This is a genomic window from Endozoicomonas sp. Z74 (genome assembly GCF_057680865.1).
Genome location: NZ_JBLYZI010000008.1, coordinates 26,166 through 50,704, shown reverse-complemented (window position 1 = coordinate 50,704; position 24,539 = coordinate 26,166). Strand labels below are relative to the sequence as shown.

General features: G+C 59.1%; 32 protein-coding genes. 3 read left to right on the top strand and 29 right to left on the bottom strand.

Translation table 11 applies throughout. The features are described from left to right. Positions 1–34: 34 nt before the first annotated feature. The 9 genes from ACNRUY_RS03855 to ACNRUY_RS03815 form a co-directional block, all read right to left on the bottom strand. Positions 35–388, bottom strand: coding sequence for a hypothetical protein (locus ACNRUY_RS03855; protein ID WP_488110326.1), 354 nt, complete (start codon positions 386–388; stop codon positions 35–37). Next, positions 385–4,536, bottom strand: coding sequence for a host specificity factor TipJ family phage tail protein (locus ACNRUY_RS03850; RefSeq protein ID WP_488110325.1), 4,152 nt, complete (start codon positions 4,534–4,536; stop codon positions 385–387). Before ACNRUY_RS03850 ends, ACNRUY_RS03855 begins: the two co-directional genes overlap by 4 nt. A gap of 289 nt (positions 4,537–4,825) precedes the next feature. After that, a complete protein-coding gene (locus ACNRUY_RS03845; protein ID WP_488110324.1) occupies positions 4,826–5,329 on the bottom strand; it encodes an NlpC/P60 family protein in 504 nt (167 codons plus the stop codon). Continuing rightward, positions 5,304–5,801 carry a DUF1833 family protein gene (locus ACNRUY_RS03840; RefSeq protein WP_488110323.1) on the bottom strand — a complete coding sequence of 166 codons (498 nt, stop codon included), beginning with the start codon at positions 5,799–5,801 and terminating at the stop codon, positions 5,304–5,306. Before ACNRUY_RS03840 ends, ACNRUY_RS03845 begins: the two co-directional genes overlap by 26 nt. Before the next feature lie 36 nt (positions 5,802–5,837). Next, positions 5,838–6,086, bottom strand: coding sequence for a hypothetical protein (locus ACNRUY_RS03835; protein WP_488110322.1), 249 nt, complete (start codon positions 6,084–6,086; stop codon positions 5,838–5,840). Beyond that, complete coding sequence (locus ACNRUY_RS03830) at positions 6,083–6,373, bottom strand: hypothetical protein (protein WP_488110321.1); 291 nt, start codon at positions 6,371–6,373, stop codon at positions 6,083–6,085. Before ACNRUY_RS03830 ends, ACNRUY_RS03835 begins: the two co-directional genes overlap by 4 nt. Positions 6,374–6,385: 12 nt before the next feature. Then, complete coding sequence (locus tag ACNRUY_RS03825) at positions 6,386–10,030, bottom strand: WD40/YVTN/BNR-like repeat-containing protein (protein WP_488110320.1); 3,645 nt, start codon at positions 10,028–10,030, stop codon at positions 6,386–6,388. Continuing rightward, on the bottom strand, positions 10,027–10,383 hold the full coding sequence (locus tag ACNRUY_RS03820; protein ID WP_488110319.1) for a hypothetical protein: 357 nt from the start codon (positions 10,381–10,383) through the stop codon (positions 10,027–10,029). The genes ACNRUY_RS03825 and ACNRUY_RS03820 overlap by 4 nt, the downstream gene beginning before the upstream one ends. Positions 10,384–10,468: 85 nt before the next feature. After that, positions 10,469–10,819, bottom strand: a complete 351-nt coding sequence (locus ACNRUY_RS03815) for a hypothetical protein (RefSeq protein WP_488110318.1) — start codon at positions 10,817–10,819, stop codon at positions 10,469–10,471. A 47-nt stretch (positions 10,820–10,866) separates the two neighbouring features. On the opposite strand from ACNRUY_RS03815, the gene ACNRUY_RS03810 reads away from it, so the two are divergent. Continuing rightward, complete coding sequence (locus ACNRUY_RS03810; protein ID WP_488110317.1) at positions 10,867–11,331, top strand: hypothetical protein; 465 nt, start codon at positions 10,867–10,869, stop codon at positions 11,329–11,331. A gap of 178 nt (positions 11,332–11,509) precedes the next feature. On the opposite strand, the gene ACNRUY_RS03805 is transcribed toward ACNRUY_RS03810, so the two are convergent. The 15 genes from ACNRUY_RS03805 to ACNRUY_RS03735 form a co-directional block, all read right to left on the bottom strand. Beyond that, complete coding sequence (locus ACNRUY_RS03805; RefSeq protein WP_488110316.1) at positions 11,510–13,228, bottom strand: phage tail tape measure C-terminal domain-containing protein; 1,719 nt, start codon at positions 13,226–13,228, stop codon at positions 11,510–11,512. Positions 13,229–13,242: 14 nt separating this feature from the next. Then, complete coding sequence (locus ACNRUY_RS03800) at positions 13,243–13,371, bottom strand: hypothetical protein (protein WP_488110315.1); 129 nt, start codon at positions 13,369–13,371, stop codon at positions 13,243–13,245. A gap of 56 nt (positions 13,372–13,427) precedes the next feature. Continuing rightward, positions 13,428–13,757, bottom strand: coding sequence for a hypothetical protein (locus ACNRUY_RS03795; RefSeq protein ID WP_488110314.1), 330 nt, complete (start codon positions 13,755–13,757; stop codon positions 13,428–13,430). Further along, positions 13,754–14,200, bottom strand: a complete 447-nt coding sequence (locus ACNRUY_RS03790) for a phage tail tube protein (RefSeq protein WP_488110313.1) — start codon at positions 14,198–14,200, stop codon at positions 13,754–13,756. The genes ACNRUY_RS03795 and ACNRUY_RS03790 overlap by 4 nt, the downstream gene beginning before the upstream one ends. A 1-nt stretch (position 14,201) precedes the next feature. Beyond that, positions 14,202–14,435 (bottom strand): hypothetical protein, encoded by a 234-nt coding sequence (locus ACNRUY_RS03785; RefSeq protein ID WP_488110312.1) that lies wholly within the window; start codon positions 14,433–14,435, stop codon positions 14,202–14,204. After that, positions 14,422–14,874: a hypothetical protein gene (locus tag ACNRUY_RS03780; protein WP_488110311.1), complete on the bottom strand. Its 453-nt coding sequence runs from the start codon at positions 14,872–14,874 to the stop codon at positions 14,422–14,424. Before ACNRUY_RS03780 ends, ACNRUY_RS03785 begins: the two co-directional genes overlap by 14 nt. Next, entirely contained in the window at positions 14,871–15,077 is a 207-nt protein-coding gene (locus ACNRUY_RS03775) for an Acb2/Tad1 domain-containing protein (RefSeq protein WP_488110310.1), read from the bottom strand. Before ACNRUY_RS03775 ends, ACNRUY_RS03780 begins: the two co-directional genes overlap by 4 nt. Beyond that, the gene (locus ACNRUY_RS03770; protein WP_488110309.1) at positions 15,074–15,445 is read right to left on the bottom strand and encodes a DUF3168 domain-containing protein; all 372 of its coding nucleotides are present in this window, start codon (positions 15,443–15,445) and stop codon (positions 15,074–15,076) included. The genes ACNRUY_RS03775 and ACNRUY_RS03770 overlap by 4 nt, the downstream gene beginning before the upstream one ends. 10 nt (positions 15,446–15,455) lie before the next feature. Continuing rightward, entirely contained in the window at positions 15,456–15,965 is a 510-nt protein-coding gene (locus tag ACNRUY_RS03765; RefSeq protein ID WP_488110308.1) for an HK97-gp10 family putative phage morphogenesis protein, read from the bottom strand. Next, positions 15,962–16,177 carry a hypothetical protein gene (locus ACNRUY_RS03760; RefSeq protein WP_488110307.1) on the bottom strand — a complete coding sequence of 72 codons (216 nt, stop codon included), beginning with the start codon at positions 16,175–16,177 and terminating at the stop codon, positions 15,962–15,964. Before ACNRUY_RS03760 ends, ACNRUY_RS03765 begins: the two co-directional genes overlap by 4 nt. Further along, positions 16,174–16,563, bottom strand: a complete 390-nt coding sequence (locus ACNRUY_RS03755; RefSeq protein WP_488110306.1) for a phage head closure protein — start codon at positions 16,561–16,563, stop codon at positions 16,174–16,176. Before ACNRUY_RS03755 ends, ACNRUY_RS03760 begins: the two co-directional genes overlap by 4 nt. Continuing rightward, complete coding sequence (locus ACNRUY_RS03750; RefSeq protein ID WP_488110305.1) at positions 16,550–16,774, bottom strand: hypothetical protein; 225 nt, start codon at positions 16,772–16,774, stop codon at positions 16,550–16,552. Before ACNRUY_RS03750 ends, ACNRUY_RS03755 begins: the two co-directional genes overlap by 14 nt. Beyond that, a complete protein-coding gene (locus ACNRUY_RS03745) occupies positions 16,755–17,105 on the bottom strand; it encodes a head-tail connector protein (protein WP_488110304.1) in 351 nt (116 codons plus the stop codon). Before ACNRUY_RS03745 ends, ACNRUY_RS03750 begins: the two co-directional genes overlap by 20 nt. A gap of 170 nt (positions 17,106–17,275) precedes the next feature. Beyond that, positions 17,276–18,592 carry a phage major capsid protein gene (locus tag ACNRUY_RS03740; protein WP_488110303.1) on the bottom strand — a complete coding sequence of 439 codons (1,317 nt, stop codon included), beginning with the start codon at positions 18,590–18,592 and terminating at the stop codon, positions 17,276–17,278. 36 nt (positions 18,593–18,628) lie between these two features. Beyond that, positions 18,629–19,219 carry an HK97 family phage prohead protease gene (locus ACNRUY_RS03735; protein WP_488110302.1) on the bottom strand — a complete coding sequence of 197 codons (591 nt, stop codon included), beginning with the start codon at positions 19,217–19,219 and terminating at the stop codon, positions 18,629–18,631. A gap of 87 nt (positions 19,220–19,306) precedes the next feature. On the opposite strand from ACNRUY_RS03735, the gene ACNRUY_RS03730 reads away from it, so the two are divergent. Both ACNRUY_RS03730 and ACNRUY_RS03725 read left to right on the top strand, forming a co-directional pair. Next, on the top strand, positions 19,307–19,459 hold the full coding sequence (locus tag ACNRUY_RS03730) for a hypothetical protein (protein WP_488110301.1): 153 nt from the start codon (positions 19,307–19,309) through the stop codon (positions 19,457–19,459). Between the two features lie 189 nt (positions 19,460–19,648). Continuing rightward, positions 19,649–19,864, top strand: coding sequence for a hypothetical protein (locus tag ACNRUY_RS03725; RefSeq protein ID WP_488110300.1), 216 nt, complete (start codon positions 19,649–19,651; stop codon positions 19,862–19,864). 153 nt (positions 19,865–20,017) lie between these two features. Here the strand turns inward: ACNRUY_RS03725 and ACNRUY_RS03720 are convergent, their stop codons facing one another. Genes ACNRUY_RS03720 through ACNRUY_RS03700 form a run of 5 tightly spaced genes read right to left on the bottom strand, consistent with a single transcriptional unit; the run spans position 20,018 to position 24,538 of the window. Further along, on the bottom strand, positions 20,018–21,277 hold the full coding sequence (locus ACNRUY_RS03720; RefSeq protein WP_488110299.1) for a phage portal protein: 1,260 nt from the start codon (positions 21,275–21,277) through the stop codon (positions 20,018–20,020). Continuing rightward, on the bottom strand, positions 21,267–21,437 hold the full coding sequence (locus ACNRUY_RS03715) for a hypothetical protein (RefSeq protein WP_488110298.1): 171 nt from the start codon (positions 21,435–21,437) through the stop codon (positions 21,267–21,269). Before ACNRUY_RS03715 ends, ACNRUY_RS03720 begins: the two co-directional genes overlap by 11 nt. Further along, positions 21,409–23,085, bottom strand: coding sequence for a terminase large subunit (locus ACNRUY_RS03710; RefSeq protein ID WP_488110297.1), 1,677 nt, complete (start codon positions 23,083–23,085; stop codon positions 21,409–21,411). The genes ACNRUY_RS03715 and ACNRUY_RS03710 overlap by 29 nt, the downstream gene beginning before the upstream one ends. A 5-nt stretch (positions 23,086–23,090) precedes the next feature. Then, the gene (locus ACNRUY_RS03705) at positions 23,091–24,011 is read right to left on the bottom strand and encodes a DNA cytosine methyltransferase (RefSeq protein ID WP_488110383.1); all 921 of its coding nucleotides are present in this window, start codon (positions 24,009–24,011) and stop codon (positions 23,091–23,093) included. Positions 24,012–24,061: 50 nt separating this feature from the next. Next, positions 24,062–24,538 carry a phage terminase small subunit P27 family gene (locus tag ACNRUY_RS03700; RefSeq protein ID WP_488110296.1) on the bottom strand — a complete coding sequence of 159 codons (477 nt, stop codon included), beginning with the start codon at positions 24,536–24,538 and terminating at the stop codon, positions 24,062–24,064. Between the last annotated feature and the right edge of the window lies 1 nt (position 24,539).

Genomic DNA, 24,539 nt, shown 5'->3' with positions numbered 1-24,539 from the left:
TCCCTGTGAGCAAAAGGACAATAATAGACCGCAATCAACCCTGCAGCTCATCAAACCAGTCTGGTCGTTGTGGCCTCGGCTGGTATTTCAAATCGTAGTCCCGAAGCCGCTGGCGATAGTCCAGTATCTCCCGGTGCCGGTCACTGCCGCGCACCTTCTGTCCTTTATAGGTGGCATCCTCCGGCATCAGCTTGTCGGTCATCAGCAGTTCGCTATCCCGCCACTGGCGCTCGAACCAGACCTCGGAGCACAGGTGCGCCTCCTGTTGTTGCTGGCGCTGACGGATCTGCCCGTCATCCAGCCCCAGGCTTTTCAGGTAATCCGTGCTGACGTCGGTCTCGACCGTGCCGTCTGGGCCGAGAAACTTGAATGGGCGTTTGGTGTTCATGGATGAAGAGCGTTGTCGATGGCGGGAATATCAATGGTGGTTCTCAGGGTCTGCCAGTCATTGTTTCTGATCTGGACCACCATCAGCCCGTCGGTTTTGGTGGCGCGGGTGGCGTTGTAGTTGGCCGCGCTGGGTTTCTGAAATTGCCACAGGCAGTACTGGTGACGCACATGGTCTGCCTTCCACTGCAGGTTATTGGCCAGGGTCGCGGTGTGGGTCTGGCCAAACGTTTTATAAAATCCAAACTCACCCACCTCATGCCAGACATCGGTGATGTCTTCAGGGTTCACAATCTGGAAGGTGTACCAGGAATCCCCATCCACGGAGCCCAGCGCCTGCGTGTAAATCCGGATCTCATTGATGGCGATGGCATTCCACCGCAGCCGGTTGGTGCGTATCGGTCCCAGGTTATAGGACGCGGCGTACAACGGCATGACAATCTGGCGGGTCTGCCAGCCCGGTATATCCATCAGTACCCGCTGCGCCAGAACCAGCGGTTCACAGCCCACCGGCACCTGCGGGTTGTCCACGTAATAGGTCGTCTCACCATCACCCATGGGGTCGCAGAGGTACAGCTCCTGTCCGGTATAAATAGTCGAGCCAATAATCACGCCGCCGGTCATGGTGGCACCGTCGATGGTGGTGCTGGTAATGGTGGTACTGTTGATGGCGGACCCGGTCATGGTGGTGGCATTGACCGTGCCCTGAAAGGTGCCGTCCGTCGCCGAAATGACGCCGGCAAAATCCCCGTTGCGGGCTTTCATGGAGCCGTCGCCCAGCACCTGGAACGGTGCGTTTTCTACCTGCGCCTGATCCGCCCCCGCCCAGAATCGGATGTTGTCCAGCTCAGTATTGCCCGTCTTGCTGGCCCCGTTCATGCCTGCCTGGTGCTGGCCACTACCTGCGGTAATGGTCGTCGCCGATGAAATCTCCCGGCCGGTGATGGCATCCGCCGCCACCTTGCCCGCCGCCACTGAATTCGCCTTGAGCATGGGCGTACTGATGCTGTCCGGGCCAATCTCGGTCTCGGTGATCTGCTTCGCCTCGGCCTCAAACTCACCGCTGAACGCCAGGTCGGTGGCACCCCAGTGGTCCACCCAGGCGAGCTTCACCCACCAGTGGGTGTTGACCGGCACCGGTACGCTCATCAGGGCATTGGGCGAGCTGGCCAGCAGGTTGCCCGCTGACGGCGTGAAGCCGCTGTGCTGCTCGCCATAGACCCGCAGCTCCCGGATGTCCGGGTCGCTGGCCATGGTGCATTGCACCATCAGGGTGTTCAGCAGCCCGGTCACCTGGACGTTGTCCGGTATGCCCGGTGGCGGGTTGGTGGCGGTCAGCTCGCCCGCCTCACCGGTGACGCCCTCGGCATTGCGGGCGCTGACCTTGACGGTCAGGGTGCGACCGGCCGCGTCCTGCTGTGCGTCGCGGTAGTGGTACTGGTAGTCGGTGATGGCCCGGTCCAGGTACAGGGATCGCACCATGGCACCCAGGGACCACACCTCGACCAGATACTGCGCCGCAGCGGGTTCCTTGTCCCAACGCACCTTGAGGGCGTCCCCGGTGAACGGCTCGGCCAGCACCGGCAGCACCTTGCCCGGGGTGTCGAAGTCCGAACCGGCATTGACGTCAATGCTGGCCCAGTCACCGCGCACCGCACCTACCGCCGCGACACGGCAGGTAATCAGCCCGGCCTCGGCGGTGAACTCATGCTGGTTGATAAACGACTGGCCGCTGCCCGCCGGTTGCCAAGTCTGTCGGCCATCGGTGCTGTACTCAATCAGGTAGCGGTCGGCACCCACCGCCAGCGCCCAGCTCAGGAAAATCACCGGCTGCCCCACGGTACCGCCCTGGGTGGCGCGCAGGTCTTCAATCTTGAGGCCGGGTGGTTGCGGCTTGGGTTTGGGCAGCGGTGGCGGGATCTTGCCCTGATCCACCGTATGGACAAACTCGGATTCAATGCACCCGGCAATGTTGACCTTGTTGTCCGCCTCCGGGGTGATGGCGGTGATTTTCACCGGCCAGCTGACCTTGCTGCCCTGGCCGATCAGGTAATGGGTCGGCTCCCGGGTGCTGTCTTCTTCTATATAAGGAAGGGTATCCAGCGCCCGCACCTGGTTCGGCGCGCCCTGCTCGATGGCAATGGGAGCCGAGGGCTGACCGTGGCGATCCCGCAGGATCAGGTACCAGTGCTCACCGTCCAGCTTCACGTCCGCCGACAGGGTCAGCACCGCGCCCTCTTTCGCCAGCACCACACCGCCGAACAGCTGACCCGCGCCCAGCAGGTCATGGTTGATGATGACCAGGTCACCGAAGGTGGGAATGTGGCCTTCAAGGCCAGTGGTCCAGCTAACCATCTGCCGCCGTTCCCGGTTGCTGGCGGCTAGGTACATGCCCTCGCGCCAGGCCTGCTCGTACCGGGTGCAGCCGAACAGGGTCACCTCCTGGGGGTTGTCGGCGGTGTCATCGGGCAGCTGGCACAGCACCGTGGTCTCGGCATAGTCCCGCTCTTCGTCCCAGTAAGTGATCTTGACCGCGTCGGCGGTGCGGTCATCGTGCATGACGTAATCGACACTGAAGTCGCTCATGTTGGCCATGCCGAACATCTGCGCGGGGGTCTCGATGTGCTGGTCGCGGATCAGGCGGATCCTATTGCCCTGTCGCACCGGGCCGCTTCGGCACACCTGGCCGATCTTGCCCAGGGCATCCCACAGGGACTGCTCGGTATCAAAGCGGCCGTCAAACCGGTCTTCCCTGGAATCAAAAAGGCCCCCTAAATACAGGAGGCCTTGAAGGTCAATCTCACGGTCGGCAAAGTCGCCCCCGTAGCGCGATCGAACCGCGTCGGCAAACGCCCAGGCCGGGTTGCGGGTTAACTGCGGCTGGCTCCAGCCCTGTTCGGACCAGACCGGGATCAGCCGTTCATTCAGGACATTCACCAGTCGGCTGGCGCTGTCGGACAGGTTGGCGCTGGCCCGGACCCGCATGGCCAGAAGGGTCACGTCGCCGTATTCGTTGTCATCCACCAGGTAGCCCTTGATGGCACCCAGGGAACAGTTGGTGACCTCGTTGGACGGCGATTCACCGGTATGGCGCTGAACCGTGACCCGGTAGCGGCCGGGTGCGACGTCTGCGGCCAGGGTGCGGCGGATGGCCGTGCGGGTGCAGCCGCTGATACCGCCATTGAAAATACTGGCGCCCTCTCCCGTCGGTTCACCGGCGTCGTCAATGGCCTCGGCTGTGATCTGAAGATGCACGCCGATGGTGTATTCATCGCCGTTGTCTTCATTGACGCCCATCAGCCCACCCGGGAACACCATGTCCACGGCAATGCGGCTGATCTCGGTAGCCTGGTCGTTCAGGGTGTACGGGCCGAGGGTAATGGGCTTGCTCATCTCCTGCCCGCCCGCCTCCGGTGCGGTGACCACGGCGGTGTGGAACAACGTCACCTTGCCCAAAGGCGGCACAATCTCGGTGCTGACCTCGGCAAAGTTCTCGATGGGCGTATTGTCCAGGCGAATGTCCGATACCCGGTTCTCCCCCTGGCCGATGCAGAACAGCTGGTAAAGGTACTGCTCATTGCTCTCGAACTCGGTATAGGGCTGGGCGGCAAAGTCGGGATAAATCCGCATGCGCCCGTAGTTCACCGGGATCGGCGAGCCGAGGCGGGCAGCGTTGCCCTGGGCCTGCAATGCGTAGGTGGGCGAACCGGTGGACGGCGTGGCGCTGTTGGGCAGGCCGGGGGGTGGGAACACGGCGTTGATGAGCATGGCGCCGCCAACCATGATGGCACTGGCGGCCATGCCAGCAGCAAACGAGCCAGCTTGCAGGCCCATAAACCCTGCCGCAGCCAGGCCACCGGTCCACACCGTCAGGGCAATCATGGCAATGGCCGCCAACGGATTGGTACCGGAATCCCCACCGGTGGGCAGCGTGACAAAACAAACCGGCCCGTCAATGGGCTGGTCATACTCGGCCCTCAGCAGCTCACGGCCGCTGTAGACGCACACCGTGGGCAACCGGTTGAGCCGCGCCTCGCCGCCATGGTCGTCCAGCCACTGACGGATGGTCAGCGGCTGGTCGATGGCGTAACGGGTGACTGAGTTAAAATCGAAAGGGTTATCTAACCAGTAGACTTCGGGCTTGTTCATAGGAAGTAAACAGCCCAATTGGGATCGGGCTTAGTTTGGGCAGGAAACCTTGATTTGATAATGCCCGCGCTGGATGCCTATTGCTGAATCTGCACGTGGGTAAAAGTGCTCTTCTATTAGAATTGGATTTGGGCAAGCACTGCCGAGCATTTGACGAATAACTTTCATCCTGTCGCCGGGTTTTGACGTATCCCAGCCAAAATCGACATCACGTTCAATCCTGACGTGATAATCAAAATCTTGAGAATCTGATGGTATGAATGAATAACGACCAAGACTTATGTTGTGATCAATAATCGATGACCTCGTACACCCCGCCACCCATACCACCGCCATCATCACCAGAATTCGCTTGAACATGACCATCACCACCGCTTGTAAAAACGGCGGTTTTATCACAGCTGACGTGCCGATAGAACCTCGGATTACACCAGCCATTGAGCTCCAGGGTAATGCGGTCCTCCAGCACCACTCCGGCGCGGCGGTGGCAGTGCAGGAACCGGCCGCCGCTGATGTCCAGCCACAGGCCGCAGTGGGTGGCGCGGTGGTGTCCGGGCGTAAAGAACACCAGGCACAGGTGCTGGGGCACCGGTATCCGCTGCCAGGGTGACAGGTTGGCCGGGTCCTCAAACGCGTGCAGCACCTGCCGCAGGTTTTCGGCGTCAATGACAATGGCGGGCAGGTCAATGCCCAGGTGGTCCCGGTAGACATCCCGCACCAGGGTCCAGCAGTCACGGGTGCCGTTGACCCAGGGGCGGCCGATGTACTCATGCCAGGCCGGGGAAGCGGTCACTGGTGTAGTTCTCTTTCGGGAACGGCAGGTTGGCCGGGTTGATGTGGGCTGCGGTCAGGGTGACGCTGGTCATATTGGCGCTGGCGTTGCGGATGCCCAGCTTGATATGGCTCAGGCGGGTGACGGTGTCGCCCTGCTCGCCCTCTTCGATAAGGTACGGCCTGAAAATCACATGGATGCTGTCGCCAGTGCGGCTGGCAATGTCCAGGTATGGCGTCATAAAGCCACTGACGTTGTCCACGGTAATCTGTAGGCTGGGGTCCGGTTCTTCAGAAATGGGCGGGCGTTTCAGGCTGAAGAAAAACGGCGTAAACAGGACGGTGTCGCCGGTCTCGATCTCGGCGGTCAACGGGTCATTGTCGGCAACGATGCGCAACGGTTCGGTGAACTGCGGGTGGTTCAGCTCCAGGGTATAGAGCATCACCCTTGTGTCATCGGCGTTGGCGTAGGCTTCCTGTTCGGCGGGGGTCACTCAGGCAGCTGCAGGGCAGCCAGGTCATGGACGGGTTCAACCCTGATCCAGGGCGTACAAATTATCCTGAAAACCATCGTCCTGCAGTATATCCAGCAAATCCTTCAGGCATTTTTTCATGCCCTCAAAATCATTCACCTTCAGATCCCGCTGGGCATCATCGGCATCCATCCGCCGGAACGAACGATAAAACCGGTCAATCTTGTACTCGCCCTCAATCACCGCACTGACACCTTCGGCCAGTACCTGTCCCAGTGCCATTCTGGCATCGTATTGAAGCTTCATAGATCAATCTCCTGTTTGCCTCGTATCACATTGTCCAACAGCTTTTTGAATGCCCCGTTGGGGTCAGTCTCATGCAATTTCACCAGTTCCCGGTCTGCCCGGGCTTCAGAATTACCACTATTCAGTGATGAATTATCCGGTATCCACTCACCTTCCTTTGTTGAAATCCAGTCACCCTCCCAGGGTCGCTGGTACTGCATCTCGATAAACCCGTCCGGGGCTGACATGCCCTCATCCAACACCCGCTGTTCTGAGGTTCCGGGCTTTGAAAAATACTTCATGGCCATGGAAGGTATTTCCTAAATCAGGGTGACGCGAACGTGGCAGGGGGCAGAAGTCAGGGAACTGGTCAACGGCAGGGCACTGCTGCTATGGACCGGACTCGACCAGGCTACATAGCTCTGGTTGGTCTGCACCACAATGCCCTCGCCTTCAATGTAAGAGGCCATCACCCCACAACCTTTGCCCTGGGTGTCATCCCAGAAACTGTAAGGCGGCCCCCAGACACCATTCACCTGGATTTCCGCCACTACATCCACCGGGGTATTATTGCCGTAGGGGTTCGGTTTAACGTAACGGGTATTTTTGGCCACCACACCGAAGTCGATTAGTTGGGTGTTGGAGTGATTACCAGAGGGGTAGGTAAGAGTCATGCGGGAGGCATAGCCATTACCCATCCCCGCCACAAACACATCCCCGGAGGCCTCCAGCTCCCAGAGGTTATCCGATGTCGATCCACTATTGAGCCACCGGGGCAGTGCTCGCCATGTCTTGCCACGATCCTCACTGATCGACGCATTGCCATACTTAAGCCCCGCCACAAACACATCTCCCGAAGCCGCCAGGGCGTAGATGTGGCTCGATGTCGCTCCACTATTGAGCCACTGGGGCAGTGCCCGCCACGTCTTGCCACGATCCTCACTGATGGACGCATAGCCATACTTAAGCCCCGCCACAAACACATCACCCGATGCCGCCAGGGCGTAGATGTGGCTCGATGTCGTTCCACTATTGAGCCACTGGGGCAGTGCCCGCCATGTCTTGCCACGATCCTCACTGATGGACGCATAGCCTTGTTCCATCCCCGCCACAAACACATCACCCGAAGCCGCCGCGCGGAAGATTTCACCCGATGTCGATCCACTATTGAGCCACCGGGGCAGTGCCCGCCAAGTCTTGCCACGATCCTCACTGATGGACGCATAGCCTTCCCCCATCACCGCCACAATCACGTCACCCGAAGCCGCCAGGTAATTGAGATCCATGTCACCCGATGTCGCTCCACTATTGAGCCACCGGGGCAGTGCCCGCCAAGTCTTGCCACGATCCTCGCTAATGGACGCATAGCCATACTTAAGCCCCGCCACAAACACATCTCCCGAGGCCGCCAGGGTAAGGATTTTGCCAGCCGAACCACTGTTCAGCCCCCGGGGCAGCGCCAGCCACGTCTTGCCACGATCCTCGCTGATCGACGCATAGCCTTCACCCATCCCCGCCACAATCACATCACCCGAAGCCGCCAGGCCGCAGATGTCATAATTTCCTCCACTGTTCAGCCCCCGGGGCAGCGCCTGATAATCAATCACTGCCTCTTTATTCACTTGAATGGAATAACTGCTGGTCCTGGGGTCCGTATCCTCCCCATGGTAAACAATTGCCTTCATGCCCTGCTGGGTCGGCACAAACGGCAGGGTCTCACTGCCAATCGCCTGGTAAAGCTCCGCCGCCTTAGCCTGGTCAAACGTGCCCCCGTCCAGGTGCAGCCATTTGGCCGGGACCGGCATGGCCTCCGGTATCCTGGCCATGGTAGCCATCAGCTGCCCGGCATCCGCTGCCGGGGGTGGAAAACCTTCATGGTAAACCCGGTGTTGACCCTGAGCGTAAAACTCTCCCGTGGTCATCACCCCACCACTTTTCGTCAGATCCGACTTCACCGCCTCCGAAAACCCATCCGGCAGACCGGTTTCACTCAGATCCTTCAGCACCCAGTTATCAAACGGATAGTCCTGCTCATACTGCACACAATGAATGTCTTGCGTTTGTTCTGTTTCACTTCTGTTGTCGTGAAGAAAGACTTGCAAGCGATGATGGCCATAAGTGATATCACTGTCATCCAGCACCACCCTCAAACCCTGGATCAAGCCATTGCCGGTGCCATAGCCCGATACGGCCAGCACATTGATCGACGGAACCCGGCCAAACGTCACCGTGGCATAAAACTCCACCACACTCTGATAACCCGATACTCGCTCCATCAACCGGAACCGGGCACAACACCGGCCTGAACGGGTGTCAGAAACCTGCGCCAGGGTAAACCACTGCCCCCCGGGTGGAATAACCGCAGACAAAGACACCGCATTGCGAGCAGCAAACTCGTCCGGCCCCGATTCACCCAGCTTGTTCGCCTTGTCCGCCTCCGGGTGATAATCGCTGTAATACAACCGCTTGAACGAGCCATCCCAGTAACAGGGCTGGTTATTGGTATCCACCCCGATACTGACATTGCCGCTGTCCGTCACTTTCCTGAGAAATACCCCGTTGGCATTGGCACCCAGCTGCAGCTTGTCATGCTCCCCGTTGTTGATATTGACGGTCTTGCCACTGGCCAGCTCTATACTGCCACCAATCGCACCACCGGTATCCGAGCGAACCAGCTGACTGGCCTGCAACCCATCCACCGTATCTGCATCGAGACCCGATCCAGCGCCCTGGTTGCCTTCATGCCATATTTTCTTGAAAGGCTTCCAGAAACCAGGGTCTGCACTATTGTTATGCGCCGAACGCCAGGCCAGAAAGTCACTGCCATTGTTACCGATTAACTGAAACATCCGGGTGGTCTGGGTGTTACTCCCTCTCACCGTCAATACGGTGCTGTAACCAAAGGGCCACTCATCAGGATTTGAATCCACCACACTGAGCGAGACGCCAGCCGGATACTCTGCCGCTGACTGACTTGCCGACGTTGCGTTGAACTTTGGAAACACACCCGCCTGATCTACCACCAGGGTGCCCGTCATGGTGCCCCCCGCCTTGTCCAGCTTCTTCCGGTCCAGCTTTTTTGCCGCTGACGCAGAGGCCGCAATCACCGAACTTTCAACCGCCAGGTCATCGGTCACCGGCCGGTCGTTGTTGTCAATCCGGAACCACTCATCTGCCACCGGGTCCCAGACAATATTGTCCCCGGTTTCATAACGAATGCCCTGAATATCACCGGCCGCTGAAATCTTGTAAAAGTCCGGTGTTTCAGACACCGGTGGCGCCCCCTTGCTGGCATCCCAGGCTCCCCGGAATACCAGGGCATTGACACTGGTGCTGCCATAATGCTCGGACACTTTTGCCCAGTGATAGGCCGAAAACTGCCCCGGCTCCACTTCGGCGTCCTCTGGATTCTGTGCCCACTGCTGCGCCTTTGTTTCACTGGCAAGCGCCTTCTGCTGCGATTGCGACGATTCTGTTTCAGACTCTGACGCCTTTGACGCCGAACTGGCCGCCGCCGTTTCGCTTGTCCTGGCATGACTGGCACTTTCCCCGGCAGCCTGTTCGGAGCCCTGGGCGGTTGAGGCCGCTTGTTGAGCCCCCACCTCGCTGGCCCTGGCCTTGTTTTCAGAGTCCAGGGCATGGGTAGCCGATGTCCCGGCAGACAGTGCGCTATTACCCGCTTCAGTCTCTGACGCTTTGGCGGCACCGGCTGAAGCCGTGGACTCACTGGCGCTGGTCTGGGCCTGATTGACGGCCGCTTCCAGGGAGCCGAACCGCTGCTCAATCGCTTTCTGGGTTTCGCCGTAGGTGTCCTCAACCATTTTTTTCGGGGATCGCACCGTATTCCCTGGTGCCACTTCCACCACGGTATCCTCGTCCCCGGTAACAATGGCATGGGTGAGGGTGACATCCCTTTTCAGCTCATCGGTGGCTTCAATGATCTCCTTCTCAATATTACGGCTCATGGCGAGGCTCCCCATAATGTCGGCCAGCTCTCATGGACAAATCGGTGCAGCGGGTCATCGAAGGTACCGTCATGGATACCGATGGCATCCAGTAGCCACCACATCAACTGATCCTTCGGAATCACCGGCGGTTGTGGCAGATACAGCTGCGCGGTGATTTCAAAAAACTCACGCACCGGCTTGATGGTCAGTGGTCCGTCGAACCGGGCAATGGTGGCAGCCATACCGGTGTAGTCCGGCAGCTCAATGGTGAACCAGTCACCGCCCGCACTGCGATGGAACTGCTCCAGCGTCTGGCACTGGTGGTGGTCGCAGATAAAACAGACGGTGTCGGTAACACCCCGCCTGCGCACCTTGCGGCGCTGGCGCTGCCAGGCGTCGAAGGTCTGCGGTGCAGGCTCGCCCTTGAGGTTGCGGCTGTAACCGGCACGGCAAGGCTCAAGCGTGGCCGGGAATTCCATAGTCAATCTCGCATTCGCTGGACAGGGACCAGTTACGGCCATTCAGGCTGGCCTGCACCGGGGCAGCGAACCGGGCACGACCGGGGCGGCCAGCCCACTCCACGTCGAACCGGGACACGCCGTCGTGCAGCCGCCAGCGATGCCAGCTTTCAAAGATTCGGAACTGGGTCTCGGTGAGGGTCCAGTTCATCTGCAGGGTCTGGCGATGGTTCGGGTTAATCACCCGGGTGCGCGGTGAGATGTCACCCTCGCTCTCCAGGCGCCCTTCCGCCGTGGTGAAGGTGCCGCCCAGCTGTGGTTCGGGCAGTGCTGCGGGGTAGTAGGTCATGCTCTACACTGATCTGCTGTGTTCTATTAACGGTTAAGTGAACATCAATGACCCCAGAACTACGAAGCTTCCTGAACGCTCATGTTCCGGATCACCACATTTCTGAAAACACCCGCTCGGCCTGCTTTCGTGTCAAATGCAAGCAGGGCCAGTTTTATTTCGGTTTTGCCCGTTACGGTGGACGGGAAAAAGCCTTAAAGGAAGCCCGCAGGTTCCGTGACCGGTTGCCTGACCACGAGATCACCACCGCGTATGACCCCGACCGAATCCCCAGCTTTGGCTCTACCGGCTATCGGGGTGTGGTCATGAAAACATTAAGGGGTGACCATGTCGGGTACGCTGCCATCTGGCAGGAAGGATCTCCCGGAGACCGGACCCAGCAAAGGAAGTACTTTACGTTTAACCAGTTTCCAACCCAGCAGGATGCCCTGGAAGCAGCGATCCAGTATCGTGACGCAATGGTGAAGCGCCATGCGATTGAAAAACATCTGGATGACTCAGGCATTCCCTGAATTGGTGCCTGCGGTGCCGCTTCCAGCTTCGGCACCGGGTCCGGTAAGGGTAAAGGTGCGCCATGAAATCGTTCATGGCGTCGCTGTGTTTCAGTTTTGGCCGCAGTGGCGGTTCGTCTTCAGCCACGCTGAACACTGCCAGGAACAGCTTGCAGATGCCGCAGGCCTTCCGGCGCATTCAATAACTCTTGCGACTCAGGGCATAGCGCCCCTCAAGGGTTCGGGCCAGTCCCTGTCCCCGGCTGATCTGTTCATTCATGCGGCTGTCCACCTGTTTCATGAACACCTCGACAATGTCGCCCTGGTCACCCTGTTGCGTCCGGGTTTCGGCGGTTTCACCGGGCTGGGTGTAGATGTTCACCTGGGTGTTGCCGCCGAGCTGGTTGTTGGGCACGATATTGCCGCTGTTACTGGCGGTGAACAGCTCCGGCCCTTTCTCGCCCACCAGGTAAGTACTGCCACGGCTGACGGGGCCGCCAGTGGCCTTGGCAGCAGGTGCCGCCCCTGAACTGGCCGGAGGTTTGATCCCGGCCGCACTGGAAATATTGGTGACTGCCTTGAGGAAATTCTCAGTGATCATTGATTGAATCATGATGCGAACAAGGTCGTTCACAATGCTTGTGGCGAGATCCCCAAAGGAGGCCTTTCCGGTCAAGACCATATCCGTCAGGTTCTGGCTGAGGCTGTTGCTCCAGTCCATGGAAGCATCGGCAATATTACCAAAAACATCCTTGCTATCTTCGGCAAAAATACGCATTTGCTCGTTCATGTATTTGAACTGGTCGTCTATTTTTTTCAGGTCGTTGTCCTTGCCGGTATTGACTTCAATCACCAGCGGTTTTTTAGTTTTTCCTTGTACCTGATCCAGTTCATCTTTCAGTGCGTTTAACTCTTTTGTCAGCTGGGCCAACTTTTCTTTTTCCTGCTGCAGGTTGGCCTGCGCGCTGACAGCCCCCATTATGTCACTGGTAGAGGCACCGGCTTTTTTACCGGCTTCTATGGTGGCCATGTAATTGGTCACCAGTTGTTCGCTGATGCGTATCTTTTTGTTGATGGCTTCTATCTGAAATTCCAGCGACCGAGCCGGAAACGCCTGAATGTTTTTGTTGAAGGCCTTGAAAAAACTGGCTCCGGCATTGCTCAAAGCCTCAAACGCTCCTGCCAGTTTGATCCAGATAGTGTTGCTTAGGGATTCCGCCTCTTTTTTGGCATTGGCAATGCTCTTCTCCATGTCCAGGAGCACCTGGATGTCCGTCTCGCTCAAGGCGACGCCCATATCCCGGTATTCCTGTTCCAGGGTGTTCATTTTACGCCCGTTATTCTCCAGTAACGGGATCAGTTTACTGGCGTCATTGGCGATGGCCTCCAGGTAGAACACCTGCTGCTTCATGGGCACGTTGGCGTCATCCATTGCCTTCTTGACCGCCAGCAATACGTCCGGCCCGCTTAACCGCTGAAGCTCCGACGCAGTCAAGCCAACCTGCGGAGCCACCTGTTCAAAAAAGTCTTTGAATTCACCGCCACCGGTGGCAATAAAGTCGCCCAGCTTATCGCTGACGTCCTTGCTGATGTCGCCCAGTTTTTCAGCGGATATGCCATAGCGCTCGGTGGCATAGGCCGCCGCCTGGAAATCCTCGACCGACTGGCCTGCCAGTCTCGCCAGGCCTTCTATCTCCCTGGCAGTGGACATCGCCCGGGTCAGGCTCCCCATGCTGGCCGCATAGCTCAGGTAAGTAGCAACAAGGGCTACCAGATTACGGGATACTTTGGTAAAACTGGCATTAACATCTTTCGACCACCGCTTTGTCTTGCGGTTGACGACCTGCAGTTCCTTAACGTACTGGGCACTGTTGGCGCTCAGGTCGACGACAATGCCGGCGAGTTTCAGAAAGGCCATTATCCAGGCACCTTTTATCCCAGCACCTTGCGCAGCTGCGCGTATTGCTGGTCCGGGGTGGATTCAACGGGTGGGTTCTGCAGGCTGAAATAGGCAATCCAGCCGGTGAGTTCGCTGGCGGGCAGCTGGCGAATCTCGGCCACGGTCTTGTGAAGACGCAGCGCCAGGTCGAACAGCAGGCGGTGCCAGCCATCGGCCTTCAGTGTTTTTTTTCCTGCTCAACCGCATCCGGAGTCAGGTGGCTGAAGGTCAGCGCCTTTTTATAGATGGCCATCACCGAGCTGGTGCCAAACCGTTCACGAATGACGTCCAGCTCTTTCGGCTCCGGAGTCCGCCCAGCCAGTGCAAAAGCGACCACATACGTGACATCATCCATGCTTACCTCATCGTCCTCACCCATGGTTCGCACCCGATCAATGACGCTGACTGGAAGTTCAAACACCAGAATACTGCGACCGTCCTCAAGCTTCATGGTGGTGGTACGAAGCGGCGGTATGGATAGAAGCTGCTCCAAGGTCACCGAACTCATGCGGCTTTCTTCAGGGGGTTAACGGTCCAGGTGACATCACCGGACTGCTTGCCAAACACCGTCCACTGCAGCGCTTCGCCCCCCTGCGGATCATTGATCTGCCAGCCGGACAGCGCCAGGGTAAAGGCGGCCGCGCGACCGTTGGACAGCTCCACCTTCATGTTGACGGAGGCGTTGTCCTTGGCCAGTTGCAGGAAGGTCTCCTGATTGGCATCACCCGGCACATCGTTGCCAGTGATCTCTTTATCCGGCGGTGTTTTCAACCCGGGTATATAGGTGCGGGTAGTCGCAGCAATAGGCGTAGTTTCGACAAACTCGCCCTGCTCGCCAATGGCACCGATGGTGCGGGCCTCGGCCAGCTCCAGAAACGTGCTGGTGTTTTGCGGGTCCTCAAAGCTGAGTGTGCTGCCGGCCCCGATGATGGCAATGGTTGATCCAGCCATGTCAGTTTCCTCGGTTTTCCAGGATGACGATGTCGGCGCGCAGGGTCTCCAGGCGCCGTTCCAGGTTTTGCCAGCGCACCTCCTGGACGCGCTCGAAGGTCTGCTGGGTGGCGGTCAGCTCGCCAAAGCGGTGTTCCAGGCGCATGCCCCAGACAAACAGGGTGATGATCAGCCCGGCGGCGGTGACCACGATGGTGACCAGGGCGGCCAGGCGTTCGATGTCAGGTTTCGTCAAAATGCGTAATCCAGGCGTGGTAGTAATCGTCAGCACTGGCCTTGCCCAGCCGGGTGTTCCAGTAGCACTTGGCATAGCGGGCCAGTCCGTTCAGGTCATCCGCTGAAGGCAACGGTTCAGGGAACCGCAGGAAAAACACCCGGGCCATGGCCGCCGCAAAACGCGGGTCAAACACCAGCCGCCACGGGTCACACGGCAGTTGCCGGGCAATCCACAGCTGCTTGCGCCGGGCATAGCCGCACAGTTCGCGAAACGTCGGCGGCTCAATCTGGAAAAACGACAGGGCCGGGCCGTTCATTTGCTGGCTGTAAAGGAAGCCCCCGGACTCGTGGGCACCGATCATGCAAATCAGGCGGATAGCCGACTCGGTGTGAGGCAGCCGGTAATGCTTCAGTGCGCCGGTCACCATGCGTCGGCAGGCGGAGCCTTCCGGCGTCATTCCCGATCCGGTTTGGTGATGGACTTCACCGCCCACATGGCGCCGTCTTCAAAGCAGGTCTGGGCCAGCCGGATGCAACGCTCGTCATGGCCGACGACCTCGATCAGGTCAATCAGCGCCGCCGCCAGTTGTTTCACTTCATCCACAGCCTTATCACCGGATGGGTTAAAGGTAACGCCGACACGGTATTCGCCTTCGGTCATCGGGTTGCTCCGTTGTGGTAAATAACAAACGTGAGAATCTGCCGGTGCAGCTTTGCGTTCTCTTCAAAGCCGTCCGTCGAGTTCTCAAGGAACACCCGTTGCACCGGGTAGCCACCCAGGCTGCCGGTGTACTGGTGGAGTGCGGACACCACTTGCTTCGCCAGTTGTTTGACCTGCAGGTATTTGCGGTTGTAAACGTCGATCTGGTAACGGGACTCGCGGATCTGGTCCACGACTTGAAAGGAGGTAGTGACAGGATCGCTGATCAGCGTATAGACGACGGCTGGCAGGCGCTCGCCGCGCAGCTGGCCGTAGATGGAGGCAGGCAGTTGTTTCAGGTGGTCAAACAGGCCTTGCTCAAGCAGCATGGTGGTTGTTTCAGGTTCTAGCAGGTTTTCTGGCCTGCCGTTTCAGGTAGGACGCCAGCCGCTTATCCAGCAGCGTCCGGAAATTCTGTACGGCACCGCGCCATCCGGCATCCACCACTGGCCGCATAAACGGCTGGGCCGGTGCCTGTTCGGTACCCATCTCCACATGGTGGGCGTAGGGCGTATAAGCCCCCAGGCGCACCTTGACCAGTCCGTTGTCTTCGGTGATGCCACGGTTGCCATGGCCGGTGCGGTTGATGTAGCTGCGTCTTCGGATACGCACCCGCAAGAAGCCGGGCCGGATCTCGACGGTGCCGCCGCGTTTGGTCTTGCGCTTGCGCGGCCTTGGGTCCTTGGCGATGGGTGCCCGAGCCTGGAGTTCCCGATACATGGGCAGCGTGGCGGACATCAGGGCGCTGCGCATGACCTTGGCACCGGCAATGCTGTCCTCACCGCTGATGGCCAGCAGCCGTTGTTCCAGCTCTTTCAGGCCGTGGATCTGGACGCTGGCGTCAATCATTGCGCTTTCCAGGTCATGGTCAGCAGCCGGTTAACCGGGTTATGCAGGATGTCCTGGATCTGCCACCGCTTCATGGGCCGGGTCAGGCCCAGCACCTTGCGGTGGTAGCAGACGCAATCCTTGTTGACGCCCAGCTCACGACACATCTGTGACAGGCTGTAGCCGTTGTGGTCCATATCCAGGATGCGGGCGCGGATGGTTTCTGAATTCATGTCAGCTCCGGCATAACCAGGGCATGCGGGGGCGGCTCAAAGCCCTTCAGGCGCATATCGCCCTGCTCACGGGTGGTGGTAATGTTCAGCCAGCGGTCCCGCATGTCGGTATTGAGCATGCCCACCACGTATAAATGGCGGTTCTGGAACCACAGGCGCCAGGTGTTGTCCAGGTCGTCCAGCAGCGGGTCATAACGGACGGTGACCACCAGGTCGTTCTGGCCCAGGAAACCGCCGGCGGCGTAGATCTCTTTCACACTGACCGGCCGTACCTGGGCAGCCCGGGTGGCCACGTCCTGCCAGGACAGGGGCTGGTCGGTGACGCCATCGCCCTCCCCGTCCGGTCGCTGGAAGGTAACCCGGTGGCGCAGTTTACCGGCGGGCATGGACGGCTCTTTGGATCACTGGGTTGTAGGTGTTCTTTGGGTTGGTCAGCAGGGACCGGTTGTAGTTAATCACCCGCATGGCCCGCTGGCGCTCTTCGGCCTTCATGCCGGGCATGTGTTTGTGGAGCAGCTGTATCCGCTCGTTGATATCGTCAAAGTCACGGCGACCGTGCTGTTTGAAGTACTCGCTTCTAAGCGTGGGAATATCCACCGGTGTCTCCCAGATGAAAAAGAACGTAGGGTGCCCAGAGGTCATGGCTGGCAGCGGGAATCTCGCTGAGGGTTTTCTCGGCGGTCATCTCCCGGTTCTCATACCAGTGCGCTACCTGCATCAGCAGCCCCTGGACAATGTCGGCCCAGGCAGGCACCTGCCCCTCCTCGATCTGGCTGGCCGGGGTGCCATGACTGACCAGGGTGCAGCCGGTAAACGACTGGAACCGGTCAATGGCGGCAGCGGCCAGCTGCTCCAGGTAGTCGTCCTCATCGTCCCGATCCAGGCGAAGCTGCTGTTTGATCAACGACACCGGCAGCACGTCAGCCATGGCGTTGCTCCTCCGGTTTCAGGGTGGGTGTTTGTGGCGGCAGAGGATACGGGACCGCCATGCGCCGGTTGATCAGGTCAATGGCACACGACCGGGGCATGTCCACCACCTGGTTTCTCTGAAGCAGGCCGAGGTCGGTGGCAAGGGTTGCCAGCAGCCGCACGCGCATGTTACTTGCCAGTGCTCCGGGTGGACGTGGTGCCCATTTTCAGGGTCTTGAACGCGGCCTTGTCCATCAGCTCGGAGTCGGTGCGCATAAAGGCCAGGAAACCGATCTGCCCGTAGTCAATGTACTTCTCCACCAACCGGTGCAGGGTGAAGCCCAGCACGTCGCGGATGATGAACTCGCCGGCGTCACCGTAGCCCAGCGCCACGGCACCGGCACCCGGTGCGGCCACTCCCTGGTCAATGATGTAGGCATCGCCATCCACCAGTGCCGGTGATCCGTCCGCCATGGAGGGCTTCCACAGGGGACGGCCATTCTGGTCCAGCATTTCCTTGGCCAGCAGCAGGGTGGCGTCGTTCATCACCCAGACGCAGCTGCGGCTGCTGCGATAGGCCGGGTCCACGCTGTGCTTCAGGCGCAACCAGTCGGCGTAGGGCACCTCGGTGGAGCTGGTGCCGGTGTGGCCCACGGTGGCGGCAGTCATCAGCCCCTGTGGCTGGTCGGTGCCGGTGCCGGTGGCGTAATGACGGCTGGTAATGCGACCCAGGCGCTGGCCAAACTTTTTGGCAATAAAGGCATCCAGGCTGAAGGCACTGTCCTGCAAAAGCTCGATGGAGACGCGCACGACCTTGGACGAATACTTGTAGGCACCCAGGGCGATCTGCCCGAACTCCAGCTCGGTCTCGGCCACCTGGGCGTGTTCGGCCACCAGTTCACCTTCATTGGCGGTGTCGTCATTGGTGGGGAACTGGATCACCTCGCCGGCGCTGGTGTTCATCACGGTAGCCACGCCCCGGATGCCCCCGAAGGCTTTCATGGTCTCCTTGATGGAGTTGGACATGGTGGTGGGGATCAGGTAACCGCCGGACGTGGCCGGTGTGGTGCCCTGGGCGCGGGTGTCCGGGATGAAATGGCTGCGCATCAGCTGCCGCTGCTCCTGGCTCAGGTCAATCATGCCGGGCTGGTCGGAGCGCAGCAGCCGCATGAACGCGTCGTGATAGCGCTGATCGGCGTCGTCGTTTTCTGAGGAAGCCTTGACCTTTGGGCGCAGGGGGTTGCCAAAGTCGTCCAGCTCATACTCGCGGGTCTCGGACGGCAACGGATTGGAAGGCTGTTCACAGGCGGCCTTCAGCTCTATCGCCTCTTTCACAACGGCGATGCGCTGCTCCAGGGCTTCCAGTTCGCCGCGCAGGCTGTCCCACTGGCCGCGCTCGTCATCGGACAGGCCACGGTCCTCCTTTTCGGCGGTATCGACCAGCTGGCCCATGGTTTCGGCAAGGGTGGCCCGCTTTTCCTGCAGGCGCTTGAGTTCGTCACGCATGATGGTGCTCCGTTGGGTGGTTGAATGCCTGCAGGTTCAGGCGGCGTTGATCTGTGAGCGGATCAGGGTCAGACGGCAGCGGTCGCGCTCGCGTTGGGCGTCCATGGCGACCTTTTGCCTGGCGCTGCGAAAATGGTCCATGGATCGGGTGGCCACGGTAGTGTCGGGATAGGCCGGATAAGTGACCGGCGAGATGTCGTACAGGCGCTTGATGGCAACAATGGTGCGAATCAGGCGGCCGTCGTCGTCCTCTTCCCAGCGGTCGTCATCGACCCGGAAGGCAAAGCTGGACTGGGTCACGTCACCACGGTCAATGCTTTTGAGCAAGTCACGGGCCGCCTGGGTGTCGGGCGGTTCAATCCGGTAGCGCAGGCCGGTGCCGTCACTTTCCAGACTGAGGGTGCCGGCGGTGGTGCGCCCGAGAATCAGCGACGGGTCATGGTTGAACAGTGCCCGCACGTCATTGGTTAACACGCTGTCGAAGGCGCCCGGACGGATCAGCTCACGGAATCCACCGAGGTTCTCCGACAGCGTGTTGAAGGTGGCGGCATAGCCGGTAATGCGCGACTCGCCGTCATCGTCGCGCAGCTCAACGGTGCCGATGCGGGTTTCTTTGGAATCAGGCATAAAAAAGTACTTTTCGTGGGGGAAATGGCTCGACTTAAATATACCATTGGTATATAATAGCCCTGCTTTTGAGGACAAGGAGTAACAATGACCGAGAAAGAAAAAGCCGAAATTAAAAAGATTGAGGCTGAAACGCAGGCCATAAAGCACGGAGTTTACTTAAAATGGTACGCAGCAATAACAGCAACATTGATAGGAGGTACCCCGCTCATCGACTTTTTAAAAAACCTTTTTAAATAACCCAGCTGCCCGAAAGGGCAGCGCTTTTACCCTAACCCAATCGTTGAAATAAATATCTATTTGGTATAATATGAGCGCAAATTACGAGAATTCGATGAAACGAGAAGCCACCATGTCCAAGCCTGCCGTAATGTTCGCCATTGCCCTGGTTGCCCTTTCTGTCAGCTTCTATGTTGGGTATTTTGTGTTATGACACCGCAGGCTTTTGCCGATGCTTTGGAGCGGCTGACGGTTCCAAAACAGAAAGAAGCGGCTGCTTTTCTGTGTGTTGCACAATCCCGTATTTCAGATTATCGAAGCGGAAAACGCACCGTCCCGGACTACATTGAGGCCAGCCTTCAGGCGCACTTATTGCTTTCTGCCGAACAAATCAGTACGCTCAAGCAGCTCAGAGGCGTGGTTTAGGTACTCCTTGTCCTTGAAAGCAGCCACGAGGCGGGCTTGCCCGCCGTCCTCTCCCCTTCATAGCAGCCATTCATGACGAAATTAGACAATGAGATCCAGTACGACCTGGACAAAATCAGGAGACAGGCAAGCCGTGAGGCCAATCGTACCCTTTTAGTCTGGGGTGGCCTGGGTGCCTTGTGCGCCCTCCTGTTCTGGTGGCTGTTCTGAGGAGCCACCCTGCCCACTGCCCATATTGAGCGGCTGCAGGTATTCATCCAGGCCGTCCACCTGGTTCAGGTCTTCCATTTCCCGCACTTCATTGCGCGACAGCCAGCCGTACTCGATGGCGGTCTTGTAATAATCCGCCCGCTCAGACAGGGTGCCGCGCAGCAGACCGGTCATGTTGAATTTGGCATAGTAGCGGTCTGTACCCGGGAACAGCTTTCTGTTAAGCTCCTCTTCCCACCGCACAATCCACGGCGTCATGGTGTAACGCAGGAAGCTGATGGACAGCTCACTGATATTGTTAAATGTACTTCTTTCGAGTTCATTGATTAGGTGCGATGGGATATTAAATATCCTCGCAATATCCGCCACCTGAAAACGCCTCGTCTGCAGAAACTGTGAATCCTCCGGCGGTATCCCAATGCTCTGGAAGTTCATCCCCTCCTCAAGCACCGCCACCTGCCCGGCATTCTCAAGGCCACTGTAAAGTTCCCGCCACTGTCGGCGAAGGCGCTCCACCGGTGACGGGTCATCCGGGCGGTCGGCTTTTCGGCGCAGTCGTCCGGGGTGGCTCAACACGCCGGAGAGCAGGCTGCCGTTTCCGAATAGCCTTGCACCGAAGCGCTGCGCCGCCTGGCCAAGACCGATAGCCTCCCGATGCATGGACAGGGGTGACATGCCAACCAGACCGTCAAAGCTCAGTGCCGGGATGTGCAAAATATCTTCCTTGGCTGCCTCTACCGTGCGGTCCTCAATCTGGGTCCAGTACCTCAGCCTGTTCTCAACGATCAATGGGTAGGTTCGATCCGGAAGCAGTGGTAACAATGCGATAGGATCCCCTTTCAGGTTGCGGATGATGTAGCTGTAGCCATTGCCCCATCCAGAGCAATGAGCCTGCACGGTATTGCGCCAGGTGAAACTGGTCATCCAGGGATTGGGCGAGTCATGCAGCACTCGCTGCAACGGATGGTTGTTGGCCAGCTCGCTGCCCTCATCTGTGCGACGACGGATGTTCAAGGGCAGCTGCGCCAAGGTTTCTGACAAGATACGGATGCAGGCGAACACAGCGGACGATTGCATCGCCGTCCACGGGTTGATATCCATCCCGGAGTCATTAGGCGACAGGAAATACAAGCCAGGGTCGCTCTGGGTTGGTATGGGTGTCTCCGGAGGCCTTCTGGAGCGGAACAGTCGGTCAAGGATCATGTTTGCACAGGTAAGAAAGTCGGGTGGCGTAGCCCATCAGCAGCGCACCGCCGGTCACCAGTACGGCGGACCAGGCGAAAATAAAGTACAGCCCGCCCAGCAGCAGGCAGGCTCCGAGGATGCCGAGGACATCACAAAGCCAGCAGGTCTTCCTGGTCATAAACGCTGTCGGCCTCCTGATGGACCAGTGCCCGGTTCATGGCCAGAAACAGCGCCACCGGGCCGTCAATCTTGTTGTCCTCATGCTCCTTGTTGGGGAACACGTTATCGTTGCGATCCACCCTGGCCGTGACGTTGCTCATCATCCAGGCCATGGCGTCGCTGTGGTCGTGGTGTAACCGTCCGTCAATGATCACCGCCTCCACCTCTTTCATGGCCTCGGAGAAATTTTTCACGGACTGGTGAACCTCTACCAGGGTCAGCAAATCCTCGTCCTGCAGCTGGGTGGCCAGCTGTGTGGCTCCCCAGGGGTCGTAGGCAATCTCGCGCACGTCATAGGCCCGCGCCCAGGCCACCACCTGCTCGCGGATCAGGGTGTAGTCGATGATCTGCCCCGGTGTCAGGGTCAGGAAACCGGCGTCCGCCCAGGCCTGGTAGAGTGTCTGGATATGGTGCGCCTTGCCGCTTTTGTCGGTGTCCACCACGGACTCGGGCAGCCAGAAGTGGTGGCGGATGTGGTAGTGGCGGTTCTCATCCGGCCACAAAGCGACCAGTGCGGTAATGTCCAGCTTGCTGGAGAGGTCCAGACCGAAATAGCACGGCAGCCGCTTCAGCTCATGATCCGTCGCCAGAGTCGGGCAACGACGCCAGGCTTCCATGTCGAAGTAGGCGCTTTCGGCGTTGCACCAGATGTCCAGTCGCTTGCGCTTGAACTCATTGGCGGCGCTGGGGGTTTGCTGGGCCTTCCGGCAGAGGCGCTCCATGTCCTCGACCTTGACCGAGACGCCCAGATTCGGGTTAGCCTTGATCCACTGCCCGGGATCGGTCCACTGATCCGGGTCGTCCAGGGTGTAGATGACCCCGAAGAAGCTGTCGTCTTCAAAGACACCCTCCAGAACCTTGGTCAGATAGCTGCGGACTTCGTAGCAGATGCCGGTGCGGTCATCCCCGGCGGTGGTGATGGTGACCAGCAGCGGCTGGCTTCGGGCTGCGCAGGACAGCTCCAGCACGTCATAGACGCGCCGGTTTTTGTGTGCATGGAGTTCGTCAATGATTGCGCAGTGGGTGTTCTTGCCTTCCAGCGTGTCGCTGTCGCTGGCCAGGGGCTTGAAGGCGCTGGCGCTGGATTCATGGCAGACGCTGTGATTGTACGCCTGCAGGTGGTAACGCAGGGCCGACTGGCGGGTCATGTCACGGGCAGCGTCGAACACGATGCGCGCCTGGTCCCGACTGGTGGCCGCACTGTAGACCTCACTGCCCGCCTCGCCGTCCTCCCTGAGCATGTAAAGCCCGAGCGGGGCCACAAAGGTGCTTTTGCCGTTCTTGCGGGCGACCTCGATATAAACCGTCCGGAACCGGCGCAGCCCGTCCTCGCGGAGCCAGCCAAACACATTCACCAGCGCGAACGTTTGCCAGTCGGACGGCACGATGGGCTGCCCTGCCCACTCGCCCTTTATATGAGGCGTCAGGTCGTAGTAATCCAGGACGTCCTGGGCGGCGTTGGGGCTGAACACCAGGCCGCGTTCGTGGCCATGGTTCAGGTCATCAATGAATCGCTGGCAGGCCAGGCGGACCCATTTGCAGGACGGGATATCGCCGTCAATGATCTGGTTGGCGTAGTTCCAGGCGTCCTGCCAGTGTCGGGACATAATGTTCAGTGACTGGCCATAATGGCCCTTCCTATAATCTCCGGTATCTGTGGCACTACAGCGTTACCGAGGGCTTTAATTCGGTCCACCCGGTTGGGTAGCCCATCAACCACTCGACAAACTGAGGATTCAATTTCCCACTGGGTTTCCCAGCTTCCTTGACCACAGCTGCCAGGTAGTGGCGGTCTTTCATATGTTGATGGGACTTGCTGCCCACCGGGCCGACATCCTTGTACTCGCTCGCCCTTGGGGTTGGCCACAGTTTCATGGTGCGCTCGTCTACCTGTTCCCGGAGGTTGCTGGGACGGCTTCGCCCCTTCCTGTGTCCCATGGCCAGCTTCTCCAGCGCTTTCGGTGATCGGGGCGGAAGGTGATCCAGGGTGTTCGGCGTCGCCCAGAGTGCCAGTCGGCCGGTGGCAGCCATGCACCCCAGCGACCTTCCTGACTGGCTGTTCGGGTTCCACGTCCGGGCCGGGCGGTGATCGCACTGGCTTCGACTCGGAGTGGGCAACAATCCAGACCCGGTCTCGTCGGTGCGGGGCATTGAGGGCACAAGCCGGAATAACAAACGGTTGTGTGAGGTAGCCTGCGCTTTCCAGGTCAGATAGCACACGGTCGAGCCCCAGTCGGACGTGGCCAGCAACGTTTTCAGCAATGACCCAAGGGGGGGCGCAGTCCTTGACAAGGCGAAGCATTTCCGGCCAGAGGTGGCGGTCATCTTCCGAGCCTCTTTGCTTCCCGGCAACACTGAAGGGCTGGCAGGGGTATCCTCCGCAAACAAGGTCAGGTTGCTCTGGCAGGTCATCCGCAGACAGACTCCTGATATCCTCAAAAATGGGTACATCCGGCCAGTGCTGGCGCAGGATTTTCTGGCAGAATGGCTCAATCTCACAGAAGGCAATGGTGGTCATGCCTGCCCGTTCCAGTCCCAGCGAAAACCCGCCAATACCACTGAACAGATCCAGGACTTTAATGGTCAGACACCCTCACGGGCCATCCGCCGCTTCTTCTGCCAAGCCTCGTAATCATCGTCGGGCTTGTCGCTGTTGGCCCGGATACGGGTCCGGCTGGAAGGAGTCATGCCGAATTCTCGAAGAATGGCCAGCAGCTGGTCCAGGTACTTCTGGGAAATCTTGAAATACGGCGACAGCGCCGGGCGCCCACAGCTGGTCTTGATGACCGGACCATAGTCGTCCAGTTTCTCGTTGCTTTCATGCCACTTGGCGTAAATCCGGCAATACAGTTTCAGCGCCTGGACGTCCATGACCGTCAGCACTCCGGCCTCCTGCAGGTGCCCGGCGACCTGCTGCCAGTGTTGCTGTTCCTCCTGGGTCAAACCATCCGGCATCGACACCTTGGTGTCCGGCCTGGGTTCCTTGTCATTCAAACGGCAGGGCTGGGCAGTACCGCGCAGCACTTTCAGGTTGGTCGGGAGTGGGTGGGGGGCTGCCATA